Source organism: Exiguobacterium oxidotolerans JCM 12280 (genome assembly GCF_000702625.1).
In the GTDB taxonomy this organism is placed as follows: domain Bacteria; phylum Bacillota; class Bacilli; order Exiguobacteriales; family Exiguobacteriaceae; genus Exiguobacterium_A; species Exiguobacterium_A oxidotolerans.
This window is the reverse complement of sequence record NZ_JNIS01000001.1, coordinates 1,412,721-1,425,190: the sequence shown is the minus strand read 5'-3', so window position 1 is coordinate 1,425,190 and position 12,470 is coordinate 1,412,721. Positions and strand designations below refer to the sequence as shown.

Here is a 12,470-nt window from a genome sequence, read left to right as displayed (position 1 = left end):
GAAAAAGCGTATACTTAGAATAACAAATTGTTAAGAAAGGGGTATGAATCGTGAGATGGATGAAACAAGCATCACTTGCGGCGACACTTTTGATTGGAACGACACTTAGTGGTTGCGGTGCAGACGATGCGCAAGCCGAACGTCCGGATGATCCGGATTGTGACGATTATGAATATGATAATGAAGAAGGCGTCTGGTATTGTGATGATGCAACATCGACCCATTCTGGTTTTTATTACTGGGGAGGCAGTTATTTTGCATCCCGTGCCCTGATGCATAGTGCGATGCGAACGAAAGGCTATACGCCGAAGTCGAACGCAGTCAAAAGTTATAATGCGAAGACAAAAGGATTCGGGACGGGATCGTCGTCTGGTTTCTTTGGCGGATGAGTGAACGAGAGGATTTATATGGTGACATTGAGTCGTTTTGGGATGAGTTGGATGGTGAAATCTATGCGTTGACTGACGTTTTAACGGTTTCGTCGCGGACGCTGGAGCGCTTGCGGGTAGCTGCCCGAGACGTGTATCTGATTTTTGAGAAAGTCGCACCGATTCTACGAACGATGGAAGACGATGCGTTACTTGAGCTCGGGTATCCAAAACAAGCACTTCCCTTTCTCCGTCTAGAGACGATGCGCCCCTTATCAATTATCAGTCGGCTCGACTTCATCGTGACGGATGATCGGATTTCCGTCATGGAGTGGAATGCCGATACGCCGACGTTCATTAAAGAATCGTTTGACGTCAATGACCAGATCGCGCAAAAACGCCACATGATGGCAGTGAACCCGGATGAATCGGCGGAATTAGCGACAAGCGTCCGTCGCGCCGTCGCAGCAGCGACACATCGAACGAAGCAACGCCCGCATATCGTCTTTACGTCACATGGGGACAATATCGAGGACCGTCTGACGACAGAATACTTACAAGGGTTCGTGGACGGGGCAGTGTATTGCCCGCTTGACGCCCTTGAAATTCGACCGGAAGATGGATTATACGACCAAAACGGACGACGGATTGATATTTTATACCGTCAGACCTTTCCGATTGAAATGGCGCTTCTCGATCGCGATGACATGGGACGTGAACTCGGCGTCTTATTGTTACAACTCGTCGAACAAGGATTGCTCGAGATCATCAATCCACCATCGGCATTTCTGATGCAGGCAAAGTCTGTTCTTGCAGTGATTTGGGCACTACATGAAGCAGACCACGCTTATTTAACAGGACGTGATCATCAAATCATAGAACGTTATTTTTTACCAACGTATCTTGAACCAGATGTATTTCTTGAACAGCAGCATGCCTTTGTCGAGAAACCGGTTTTTGGCAGAGAAGGCGATACGGTAACAATCTATCAAGCAGATGGTCGTATCCTGTTATCGAATGAACAGCGTTCCTTTAGTGACCAAGCATCGGTTTATCAGCAGTATCAGGCATTACCGACGCATGTACTTAGTAATGGAGTGGAAGTGGCCTATATGTTTGGCGTGTTCGTCCTCGGTGGTCGGGCAAGTGCGATTGCTGTCCGAGCAGGCGAGCGAATCACCGGAAATCGTTCTTACTTTTTACCGATTGGACGATTGCAAGATTGAGAGGAGGAGTCAAGATGAAAGCAGCCATTTTAGGAGCAAGCGGTTTAGTTGGACAAGAGTTAGTCGATCAATTATTAGCGAATGATGCGTATGAGGAAGTTCATGTGCTCGTTCGTCGACCCATGAACCGTTTTCATCAAAAGCTGGAAGAATGGGTGATTGATTTTGATCGCGTGACGGAAATCGAGTTGCCGACAGTTGATCACGTCTACTGTGCGCTCGGAACGACGATTAAACAAGCAGGATCGCAAGAGGCATTCCGGCAAGTCGATTACACATATCCGATCGAAGTCGGGCGGGAGCTGCTTGATTTAGGCGCGACACGCTTTGCGCTCATTTCAGCGCTCGGGGCACACCCGAATGCAAAAACGTTCTACAATCGTGTCAAAGGGGACACGGAGAACGGACTACGGGTTCTTGGCTACGAAGCTTTATTGATTTTCCGTCCATCGCTCTTGTTAGGGGAGCGAGAAGAGTTCCGGTTTGGCGAACAGGCGGCGGCTCGTGTCTCGACCATTCTTCGCCCATTATTGAAACGGAGTCCTTATGCACCGATTGAAGCGGGTAAAGTAGCGAAAGCGATGATAGAGCAAACACTTCATGCGCCCCCGGGTATTACCATCGTTGAATCAAAAGACATGCAAAAATGAGCGAACGGATTCCGTTTCGCTCTTTTTTTTGCTTGAAATTAATATTTGACTAGTCAAATGATTTACGGTTGAATGGTAAGGTGCTGTCTCTTATATAAAAAAAAGTGAGACAATTCAGTTAAAATCGTGTAAATCTTTTATCTGTTACGAGACGCTTATCATTTGGGGAAAGCGGGAAAAAAGATTTTAGATTATGCACGAATACAATGGTAGACGAAAGGAGCCTTCATTATGGCAGATTTTGATCGCGATCAGGTCTACAAGACTGTTCCGCAAAAAGGGTTCTTCGGAAACCCGAAAGGATTGTTCACACTCTTCTTCACAGAGTTCTGGGAACGATTCTCCTACTACGGGATGCGCGCCATCCTTATATTCTACATGTACGACTCTGTTGCGAACGGTGGACTCGGAATTGACAAAACGACTGCTGCTTCCATCATGGCCGTATATGGTTCACTCGTCTACATGTCGGGAATCATCGGAGGATGGGTCTCCGACCGTCTGTTAGGGACATCACGGACCGTCTTTTATGGTGGTATTCTCATCATGCTCGGACATATTGTGTTAGCTCTACCGGCCGGAATCACGGCATTATTCATCTCGATGGGCTTAATCGTCATTGGGACAGGGTTCTTGAAGCCGAACGTATCAAACATCGTCGGAGATTTGTACAGTAAAACGGATAACCGCCGTGATGCTGGATTCAGTATCTTCTATATGGGAATCAACGCCGGCGCATTTTTAGCACCACTCGTCGTCGGTAAAGTTTCAGATTCAGCAGGATACCATGCTGGTTTTGCACTCGCTGCGGTCGGGATGTTCGCTGGTCTAGTCGTATTCATCCTGACGAAGAAAAAGAATTTAGGTCAAGCCGGAACATACGTCTTGAACCCGCTAGAAGGCGAGGAACGGAAACGTTTCTTTAAAATTGCGACAGTTGTCGTCATTGCGCTAGCAGTTCTCGGAACGATTGCCGCATTGACAGGTTTACTAACGATTGACCGCTTTACGTTGATGGTGACGTTCCTCGGAATCTTGATTCCGATTGCGTATTTCACGTTCATGTTACGCAGTCCGAAAATTACAGATGATGAGCGTTCGCGCTTATTCGCCTACATCCCACTCTTTATCGCAGCAGCTGTTTTCTGGGCGATTCAGGAGCAAGGGTCATATGTCTTATCAATCTTTGCAGCTGAACGGACAAATTTATCTTTCTTAGGTTTTGAGATTCAACCGGCTTTCTTCCAGTCATTGAATCCATTGTTCATCATCGTGCTTGCACCAGTCTTTGCAAGCTTTTGGGTTCGACTCGGTGATCGTCAGCCGACGACGATGCAAAAATTCTCGTTTGGTCTGATTTTCGCAGGACTTTCGTTCATCGTCATGATGTTACCTGGACTATTGTTTGGTACAGACACAATCGTTAGTCCGCTCTGGCTCGCACTCAGTTTCTTCCTCGTCGTGATGGGTGAGTTATTACTATCACCAGTCGGTTTATCGGCAACGACGAAACTGGCACCCGCTGCTTTCTCGGCACAGACAATGAGTCTTTGGTTCTTAACGAATGCAACGGGACAGGCCGTCAATGCACAGATCGTTAAATACTACGGGAAAGAAACAGAAGTCGCATACTTCGGAATCACCGGTGTCGTCGCGATTGCACTTGGACTTCTCTTGTTCGCATTTGCACCAAAACTCCAAAAGTATATGCGTGGTATTCGCTAAGGTCGATTTCACAAAAAAAGACAGGTAACTCGGATTTTTTCCGAGTTACCTGTCTTTTTGTTAATCATTTGTTCGAATATGGCGTAAAGATTCTGCGAACAGGGCAACGAGCGTCCCGAGCACCAGTCCGTTCGACATCAGTGTCGTGACGAGTGGAGGGAGATCGGCTGTCGCACCTTTCGGTAAGAGTAGGGCACCGATTCCGACGAGGACGGGTAACCCGACCGTGATCATTGCTGTTTGCCGATTCAAGTCGCGTGCTGCTTCTGTGACACCGATGATGGCCATCCCGGCAACAATCGGTGCGACCATCGCATAACCGACGGCAACCGGAATTTTTGCAATCAACCCGACGAATGGCGTGACGATACTTAAGAATAAGCAAATGACGTTCGCGATCGCAAACGATTTACGATCCGTGTTATCCGTCGAAGCGATGAATCCGGCTGTTCCAGAAATCGCGACGGGGCCGACTGTACCGAACATCCCGGCAAAAATCTGTCCGACACCAGCCGTGACACCGGCTGTTCCGACTTGCCCTTTGACGTGTTCGCCACGTTTCGCACTGATGATGCGCTCGATGACTTTGATGTTCGCGAGCACGTTCGTCATCAATAGTAAAGAGATGATTAAGGCTGTCGGGAGTAATGTCCAGTCCAGATGAATGCCGCCGAACGGGAATAAGTCAGGAAGTGTAAAGAATGGACCATCGAAGCTCGGCATCTCGGCACGTCCGATTAAGGCAAACATGCTCCAACCGACGAGCAGCGTGATGAGTAAGGCATACTGGCGCAACCGATCGCTACGTTCGAGATAAAGTGAGATGATGACGGTCAATACGGAAATGACGGCCGGTAACACTTGGATCTTACCGTTTTCCAGGTTAAGTAGTCCCTTCATGACGGAGCCTGACAGTTGGGCAGAGAGCAGGAGCATGTAAACGCCGATGACTTGTGGTGTAAACAACGGGACGAGTCGGCGTAAAATACCCGTTACTGTCAAAATGATGCAGATGATACCACTTAAAATAAGAAGGAAACCAAGCGATTGGAGTGTGTTCGAGTAACTTCCGTACAACGTAATCCCGATCGAGGAATAGAGGGCGAAGACACCCCACCAAATCCCGGCCGGCCCTTCCATGATCGGTAGACGGTGACCGAGGAACACTTGGAATAAACTTAAAATCGCAAAAACGAACAGACAACGAGATAGGAAAGCCAATGTGTCCGCGCTCGATAGTTCAAACGATGCGGCAATGGCGAGTGGCGGGGCGATGTTAGTACAGATGATAAACAAAAACCACTGAATCGTGGAGACTACGGTACGTGGCAAAACAGATGATTCCCCTTTCAAAAGAAACGATACTCGTTTCATCTTAAACCAATTATTGAAAAAGCGATAGATACGCTTACATTGACTGAAAATTTAGAAAATAATTTTCATATGTGATTTTTCACATCAGGTGGGGTAGGAGTTAAGAGGGAGGAATGAATATGAAAAAGTGGCTCAAGCGAATCAGCATCAGTTTCATCATACTCATCGGACTCGTCATCGGAGCCTTTATGGTTTGGGCACAATTTGATTATGATCCGTCAAAAGAAGCAAAAACATATGTCGAACAACAGGACGGGAAAGATTATCAGTTTGGTGATCCGGAGAGTGAAGTCGGATTTGTGTTCTATCAAGGGGCGAAGGTCGATCCGGGTGCCTACAGTTATATCGGGAGTCAGTTAGCGAAGGACGGACATTTCGTCGTCATACCAAAATTACCGTTTAATATCGCGTTGCTTGACGCAAATGCGGCCTTACCGATCATCGATGCACATCCGAAAATCAAACGATGGTATGTGATGGGACATTCGTTAGGTGGAAGTGCCGCTTCGACGGTCCTTGAAGAGCGTTCGAAGATTAAAGGTATCATCTTTCTCGCGTCCTATCCGATTGATGCCATCGATACACCGTCCTTGACGGTCTATGGCGGACGTGATGGCGTCTTACCTGTAGCGGACATCGAAGCAAGTAAAAAAAATCTTCGATCGGACGCGACATTCCATTTCATCGAAGAGGGCAATCATGCGAACTTTGGGATGTACGGGGCACAAAAGGGTGACAACACGAGTCCATTAACACCAAAAGCACAACAAGATGAGGCGATTGAAGCGATTGAGTCATTCATTTCATCTAAATGAAAAAACTGTCCGTCTAGCAGCGTAATATGGCTAGGCAGACAGTTTTTTTGTAATTCAATCTAGACGACGTGACACCTCGTCGAGTGTCGGTAAAGCAGCCATCGCCCCTTTGACGGACGCGGCGAGGCCGCCGGAAATCGCGGCAAACCGCCCGATGTCCTGCAGTTCATCTTCATCCCAATCGAATGCAAACGACCGCGTCGCACACTGGTGTAGCAAACCAGACATAAAGGCGTCCCCGGCTCCAGTCGTATCGACGGCATCCACCGAAATCGCGTTGATTTCCGCCATTGCCCGATTCGTATAGAGTAAGGACCCCTCACTTCCCCGTGTGACGGCGAGCAATTGAATCGGGTATTCAGCGAGTAGTTCAGCTGCCCCTTCATCCAAGTCCGTTTGGCCGGTCAAGAAGGTCAGTTCCTCTTCTGCCAACTTAACGATTTGCGCGTCAGGCAGGACGGATTGAATCGTCGTCCGGGCGACATCGAGATTCGACCATAGGGATTCACGGAGGTTCGGATCGTAAGAAATCGGGACACCATGCTCTTTTGCGAGCGCGATGGCACGACGTGTTGCTGCGACGGCATCACCGGAGATTAAGGAAATTGAACCGATATGAAGTAAATCAGCTTCTGCCAACACCTCGGGGATATCTTGTTCATGAAAACTCATATCGGCACGATACGTGTTGATGAATTCAAACGACCGTTCGCCATTTTCAGCATTCGTGACGAGGACAAGCCCCGTTTTATTCGTTGCGTCAAGAACGATATGATCCGTTTTAACCCCATAGTGGTGCAGTGTATCCTTCAGGAAATGCCCCATCGAGTCATCCCCGACAGCACCGAGAAAATAGCTGTCGACGCCAAGACGGGCGAGGCCGACGGCGACATTGGCGGGAGCACCGCCGGGATTTTTTTGGAACGTCGTATTGCTGTCATCAAGTGGAATCAAATCAATTAATGCTTCTCCAAGACTAAAAATTTTCATCATCATTCGCTCCTTTCTAAATCCGGTCGAATCCGTTCGACATGAAGGGCCATATAGCCGACTTCCGAGTCGGGGACGGTCGTTTTTAACTCCTGTTCGAGCCAAGCGGCCATACTTTCGGCACAATGAAATGCGTCCGCGTACCGTGTTTTGACGGCGGATAAGATGACATCATCCATATCGTGCAGTGTCTGTCCTTGTTCAATCCGGGCGAGGACAAGTTTCATATGCGTGAAGAACCGGTAATACGTCATGGAGGTCGTCTCAATCGTTTGGCCGAAGAAGCTCTCGATTTGTTCCCGTAATTCGTTCAACAGTGTAGCGGTTTGTAATGCCGTCGCCATGTTCGGGTGCTGTTGGCGGGCGTTAAAGAGGTGAAGTGCGATGTTTGCCGCTTCTTCCTTCGGTAAAGCAACCGCGAGGGTCCGTTCGATTTGTGTAACCGCCCATTCACCGATTTTGTACTCGGCTGTATATAACAAGCGAATTTCTTCCGCGAGCCGATTGTGGACGACAAGATTTTCACGTGCTAGGCGAACGGCGTGGGCAAGGTGATCCGTCAGACTGACGTGGATATAATCATGAAAGGGTGTCTGAAGTTCGCCTTCCGCATAAGAAATGATTTGTTCGGACAAATCAATGATTTCTAATGGGGTCGTCGTTAAGATTTCTTTAAACAGTTCAGCATTTTCGAACGAGGGAATGAACATCTTTTCGATTTTGGAAGGATCGACGGGATCTTTTTTCTTTTTACCGAAAGCGATTCCCGGTCCCATGATGATCCGTTCTTGTCCTTGTTCTTTTGTGACGATGGCATTGTTGTTGAGTACTTTATGAATAATCAGTCTGACTCCTCCCTTCTACCTTTTATTATACGGGTAACGGCGCTCAGAACAAAACCGACAAATGCGACCCGACGAGTATACTCGAGAGGGTCGCATGTCTTTTTTACTTAAGCGGCTAAATCGGTTTGTTTTTGTTTTCGTGCATCAAGACGCATGAGGATGACCGTCGCGATGAACGCTGTCGCGACAGCAATCGCAAAACCGACAAGGTAGTTGATCAAGTTCGAAGCTCCAAGTGGAGCGACGATTGCAATCATCGGTATGCCCGTCAAACCATAAGCGTTTGCAGCGACTTGCGTCAAGACGACGTAGCCACCGCCGATTGCGCCACCAATCGCACCACCGATGAACGGTTTACCAAGACGTAAGTTGACCCCGTAGATGATTGGTTCCGTAATACCGAGAAACGCCGAGAAGGCAGATGGTAAAGCGAGCGTTTTTAATTTGACGTTTTTCGTCATGAAGTAAACAGCGAGACCGGCGCCGCCTTGAGCGACGTTCGCCATCGACCAGATCGGTAACAGGAAGTTCTTCCCGATGCTCTTATCAGCAATAAGTCCCGCTTCAATCGCATGGAAACTATGGTGCATTCCTGTGATGACAATCGTTGAGTAAAGACCACCGAATAAGAGACCGGCGACGACCGAGAATTGTTCATAGAAGAAGACGAGTACGAATGAAATTCCTTTACCGAGCAATGTACCAAGTGGTCCGATGACGATGAGGGCAAGGAATCCTGTGACGAGAATCGTCACGAACGGTGTGACTAACAAATCAAGTGTTTCCGGTGTCCGTTTACGAACTTGCTGTTCAATCTTCGCCATGACCCAAACGGTTAAGAGGACAGGGAAGACCGTACCCTGATAACCAATCAGTTCGATGTTCATCCCGAGGAAATGCATCACTTCCGGTTCACTGTTCCCGAGTGTCCAAGGGTTGAGGAGTGAAGGGTGCGTCATGATTCCACCGATGACCGCACCGAGATATGGATTAGCACCGAATTCACGCGCGGCTGAGAAACCGATCAAAATCGGCAAGATGATGAAAGCGGAAGACGAGAACATATCGAGCAGCTGGACAATCGGTGAAGCTCCGTCGACCCAACCGAAGGCTTTAATCATTCCGAGTAAGCCCATTAAGAGACCAGCGGCGACGATTGCCGGAATCAATGGTACGAAGACGTTTGAAAGCGACCGGGCAAGGCGTGCGAACGGATTTAATTTTTGGGAAGCGGCTTTCTTCACGTCGACTGATTCTTCACCATTGACATTGACGCCAGCGAGGGGAGCGAACTCAGTGAAGACTTTATTGACGGTCCCGGTCCCGAAGATGATTTGATATTGACCTGAACTCGAGAAAGCACCACTGACGCCGTCAAGATCTTCGAGTGCCGCTTGATCGACCTTCGATTCGTCATGAAGGACGAGACGGAGACGTGTCGCACAATGCGCTGCTGTGATAATATTTTCACGACCACCGACAAGGGTAAGGACCTGCGCAGCTGTTTGTTTGTAATCCATTTGAATTCCTCCTTTTAGGAAAGGTGTGCGACTGGTCAGCCCACAAAAAAAGGCAAGACCGAACAACACCTAAACGTTCTAGGTGTTGCATCGGTCTTGCCAGCCGTACTGTCACAATCCGCACTATTTGCTTGTTGGCTTTATCATAAAACAAAAAAGAAAGCGTTGTCAACAGTCAAAATGGATCTTTTTGAATCGCAATATCGACTTCGATGCCAAAGTGATCGGAAACGATTGGCGCCAGTACTCCGTCAAACGTCACACCGACCCGCGCGACATCAATTTTGCGATTCGAGAGCACTAAATCAATCCGTAAGCCGTGTTGGTTCTCTTCCCAACCGTCAATCTTACCTTCGACGGTCTCGACACCAACCGTCTCTTCCGCTAGGAGGAACAGGTCATGGAGACCCCGTTCGACCATGTAGTCGTAACCGCTCTCCCGCTCGAAGGCATCATTGTTGAAGTCGCCTAAGAAGAGAGTCCATTCAAGCGGATCCATCCGGGCAATCAAATGATTAAACTGCTCGCTGAATGGTTCTGCGGCATCTTCCCACCAACCGAGGTGACAAGAGTTGAACGTAATTTGGGTTCCATCGATATCAATCGTCGCCCGGACGATTTTGCGTGACTTCCAGTCCATCGTATCTTGGCTTCGGCTGACATAGTACGAATCAGATTTCAAAATCGGATGTTTCGTCAAGAGGGCGAGTCCCTCTTCGTACGCATCGTATCCGATATGTGAGAAGTCCCAAACGAATTCATAGTCATGCCCACGTTCTTTAAGTGCTTGTTGAATCATGTAGACGAAATTATCTTCACGGATTGCACCATAAACAATTGGTGTATCCATTAATTGGCTTACTTCTTGTAAGGCGACGACATCATAATCCTGTTGGATGATTTGAGCGACAATTTGATTGATTTTTTCAAGCTGGTGTTCTTCTTGCCAGGAATGGCAATTGAGTGTGAGTAGGCGCATCTGTCGTTCCTCCTGAGTGTTGATTCTGAATAAAGAAAGGTGAAACTCACGGATGAGCTCCACCTTTTTTTATTTACCCTAATTCGTCTGGTTTATGCGCCAATTCGGTCTTGGATATCAGATTTCAAGACATCCGCTTTCGGACCATAGATGGCTTGCACGCCGTTATTTTTTAGGATAAGACCAAGTGCGCCGTTCGCTTTCCAGTCTTGTTCTTTCGCGACGAGGCTTGGATCTTTGACCGTGACGCGTAAACGTGTCATGCAGGCATCGACGTCTTCGATGTTTTGTTGACCACCGAGCAGTTCGATGATGCGTGTTGCTTGCGAACCGTCAGCGACGACAGTTGCAGCGACTTCACTTGTCCCGTCCTCTTTGACGACGATGTCATCGAGGTAGTTTCCGTTACGACCTGGTGTCGCGTAGTTAAACTTCTTGATGACAAAGCGGAACGTAAAGAAGTTGAGGAAGAAGAAGAACACACAGACTCCGATGAAACGTAGCAAATCTCCGATCAGACCTGCTTTCGCGATCAATGGAATCCGCGTCAAGAGTTCAATCGCCCCGAAGGCATGGATCCGAAGATGCATGACGTCAGCAAGTGCGAACGCGACACCCGTCAAGACAGCATAGACGACGTACAGGACAGGTGCGATGAACATGAACATGAATTCGATTGGCTCCGTAACACCTGTCAAGAACACAGCGAGACCAGCAGACAAGAAGACCGGTTTGTACGCTTTCTTTTTATCTTCGTCGACCGACATATACATCGCGACTGCGACACCAATCAACGAAGCGAGTGACGTGACGACTTGTCCTTCTTTGAAGCGAGCGGGCACGACGCTATTGAGTAAGTCGTTGTAGCCTTGTGTGTTACCGGCCTGTTTTAAGTTGACGAGATCGGTCACCCAGGCGAGCCAAAGCGGATCTTGCCCGGCCACTGTCGAGCCTTGTGCAGCACCCGTCAGAATTTTATACGTTCCACCGAGTTCCGTATAGTTCATCGGCACGGTCAACATATGGTGTAGACCGAATGGCAGTAAGAGACGTTCGAGTGTCCCGTAAACGAATGGGGCGATGATTGGGGCAGAGTCGCGTGACGTCGCGATCCAGCGACCGAAATCATTTAAGAGTCCTTGCACGAACGGCCAGACGAGTGATAAAACAAACGCCGCGACGACCGAACCACCGATGACGACGAACGGGACGAACCGTTTCCCGTTGAAAAAGGCGAGTGCATCCGGTAATTTGCTGAAGTTATAGAATTTATTAAAAAGAACGGCGCCAAGGAAACCAGAAATGATTCCGACGAAAACCCCCATATTAAGAGCAGGTGCACCGAGTACAGAAGTGAAATAATCTTTTACGATTAAGTCAGATCCGAGTAACGAACTAACCGTTGCTTTCGGATCAGCGAGCATCGTTGCATTGACACCGAAGATCGCACCGGTCACGCGGTTGACTAAAATAAACGCGAGCAATGCGGCAAAGGCACCACCAGCACGTTCTTTAGCCCATGAGCCACCGATGGCGACGGCGAAGAGGACGTGTAGATTCGTAATGATTGCCCAGCCGAGGTCTTCGACGATTCTTGCAATCGTTTGCACGATTGTGATGTCGCCGCCGTACATTCCGATTAATTTTCCGATTGAAATCATGATTCCGGCAGCTGGCATAACTGCAATAACAACCATTAAAGCCTTCCCAAGCTTTTGCCAAAAGTCGAACGAGATCGTTTTCCGCATGTTTCTCCACTCCTCAAGCAGTCTTTTTGTCTGTATATCGTGCAAATATGTAAGCGATTAATGCAACCGTTTGCATTTAAAATTGTAAGCGATATTTTTTTAAAAAGCTAGTCTTTTTTTAATAAATTAGTGAAATTATGTTTCATTAATTGAAAATCTTTTTTTCGAGATGTGTTTCGAAAATGAAAATCGGGAATAAACTAAAAGCAGCATCGGTGGGAAGTAGTCCG

At 48.0% G+C, this 12,470-nt stretch carries 11 protein-coding genes; 5 read left to right on the top strand and 6 right to left on the bottom strand.

All coding sequences use genetic code 11. The features are described 5' to 3' along the window. The first annotated feature begins 59 nt into the window (after nucleotides 1-59). From P403_RS0107270 to P403_RS0107255, 4 genes are all read left to right on the top strand, one after another. Nucleotides 60-389, top strand: coding sequence for a hypothetical protein (locus P403_RS0107270; protein ID WP_029332046.1), 330 nt, complete (start codon nucleotides 60-62; stop codon nucleotides 387-389). Further along, the gene (locus P403_RS0107265) at nucleotides 386-1,594 is read left to right on the top strand and encodes a glutathionylspermidine synthase family protein (protein ID WP_029332045.1); all 1,209 of its coding nucleotides are present in this window, start codon (nucleotides 386-388) and stop codon (nucleotides 1,592-1,594) included. The genes P403_RS0107270 and P403_RS0107265 overlap by 4 nt, the downstream gene beginning before the upstream one ends. 14 nt (nucleotides 1,595-1,608) lie before the next feature. Further along, nucleotides 1,609-2,244 (top strand): NAD-dependent epimerase/dehydratase family protein, encoded by a 636-nt coding sequence (locus tag P403_RS0107260; RefSeq protein WP_029332044.1) that lies wholly within the window; start codon nucleotides 1,609-1,611, stop codon nucleotides 2,242-2,244. A 231-nt stretch (nucleotides 2,245-2,475) separates the two neighbouring features. Next, nucleotides 2,476-3,969: a peptide MFS transporter gene (locus P403_RS0107255; RefSeq protein WP_029332043.1), complete on the top strand. Its 1,494-nt coding sequence runs from the start codon at nucleotides 2,476-2,478 to the stop codon at nucleotides 3,967-3,969. 60 nt (nucleotides 3,970-4,029) lie between these two features. On the opposite strand, the gene P403_RS0107250 is transcribed toward P403_RS0107255, so the two are convergent. Next, complete coding sequence (locus tag P403_RS0107250) at nucleotides 4,030-5,301, bottom strand: purine/pyrimidine permease (RefSeq protein WP_029332042.1); 1,272 nt, start codon at nucleotides 5,299-5,301, stop codon at nucleotides 4,030-4,032. A gap of 161 nt (nucleotides 5,302-5,462) precedes the next feature. Between P403_RS0107250 and P403_RS0107245 the strand changes: the two genes are divergently transcribed. Then, the gene (locus P403_RS0107245) at nucleotides 5,463-6,158 is read left to right on the top strand and encodes an alpha/beta hydrolase (protein ID WP_029332041.1); all 696 of its coding nucleotides are present in this window, start codon (nucleotides 5,463-5,465) and stop codon (nucleotides 6,156-6,158) included. 54 nt (nucleotides 6,159-6,212) lie between these two features. Here P403_RS0107245 and P403_RS0107240 read toward each other — a convergent pair whose 3' ends face one another. The 5 genes from P403_RS0107240 to P403_RS0107220 all read right to left on the bottom strand — a co-directional run bounded on the left by P403_RS0107240 (nucleotide 6,213) and on the right by P403_RS0107220 (nucleotide 12,240). Further along, the gene (locus P403_RS0107240; protein WP_034801030.1) at nucleotides 6,213-7,148 is read right to left on the bottom strand and encodes a carbohydrate kinase family protein; all 936 of its coding nucleotides are present in this window, start codon (nucleotides 7,146-7,148) and stop codon (nucleotides 6,213-6,215) included. Nucleotides 7,149-7,150: 2 nt separating this feature from the next. Continuing rightward, nucleotides 7,151-7,987 carry a PRD domain-containing protein gene (locus P403_RS0107235; RefSeq protein WP_268748762.1) on the bottom strand — a complete coding sequence of 279 codons (837 nt, stop codon included), beginning with the start codon at nucleotides 7,985-7,987 and terminating at the stop codon, nucleotides 7,151-7,153. Between the two features lie 113 nt (nucleotides 7,988-8,100). Further along, entirely contained in the window at nucleotides 8,101-9,513 is a 1,413-nt protein-coding gene (locus P403_RS0107230) for a sucrose-specific PTS transporter subunit IIBC (RefSeq protein ID WP_029332037.1), read from the bottom strand. A gap of 175 nt (nucleotides 9,514-9,688) precedes the next feature. After that, nucleotides 9,689-10,492 carry an endonuclease/exonuclease/phosphatase family protein gene (locus P403_RS0107225; protein WP_029332036.1) on the bottom strand — a complete coding sequence of 268 codons (804 nt, stop codon included), beginning with the start codon at nucleotides 10,490-10,492 and terminating at the stop codon, nucleotides 9,689-9,691. Nucleotides 10,493-10,584: 92 nt separating this feature from the next. Continuing rightward, entirely contained in the window at nucleotides 10,585-12,240 is a 1,656-nt protein-coding gene (locus tag P403_RS0107220; RefSeq protein ID WP_029332035.1) for a PTS transporter subunit IIBC, read from the bottom strand. Nucleotides 12,241-12,470: the final 230 nt, after the last annotated feature.

Bases quoted from the DNA above. Each gene is read 5' to 3' on its own strand.
- P403_RS0107270 (WP_029332046.1), top strand. From the start codon at position 60: ATGAAACAAGCATCACTTGCGGCGACACTTTTGATTGGAACGACACTT.
- P403_RS0107255 (WP_029332043.1), top strand. From the start codon at position 2,476: ATGGCAGATTTTGATCGCGATCAGGTCTACAAGACTGTTCCGCAAAAA.
- P403_RS0107230 (WP_029332037.1), bottom strand. From the start codon at position 9,513: ATGGATTACAAACAAACAGCTGCGCAGGTCCTTACCCTTGTCGGTGGT.
- P403_RS0107240 (WP_034801030.1), bottom strand. From the start codon at position 7,148: ATGAAAATTTTTAGTCTTGGAGAAGCATTAATTGATTTGATTCCACTT.
- P403_RS0107220 (WP_029332035.1), bottom strand. From the start codon at position 12,240: ATGCGGAAAACGATCTCGTTCGACTTTTGGCAAAAGCTTGGGAAGGCT.
- P403_RS0107245 (WP_029332041.1), top strand. From the start codon at position 5,463: ATGAAAAAGTGGCTCAAGCGAATCAGCATCAGTTTCATCATACTCATC.
- P403_RS0107225 (WP_029332036.1), bottom strand. From the start codon at position 10,492: ATGCGCCTACTCACACTCAATTGCCATTCCTGGCAAGAAGAACACCAG.
- P403_RS0107260 (WP_029332044.1), top strand. From the start codon at position 1,609: ATGAAAGCAGCCATTTTAGGAGCAAGCGGTTTAGTTGGACAAGAGTTA.
- P403_RS0107265 (WP_029332045.1), top strand. From the start codon at position 386: ATGAGTGAACGAGAGGATTTATATGGTGACATTGAGTCGTTTTGGGAT.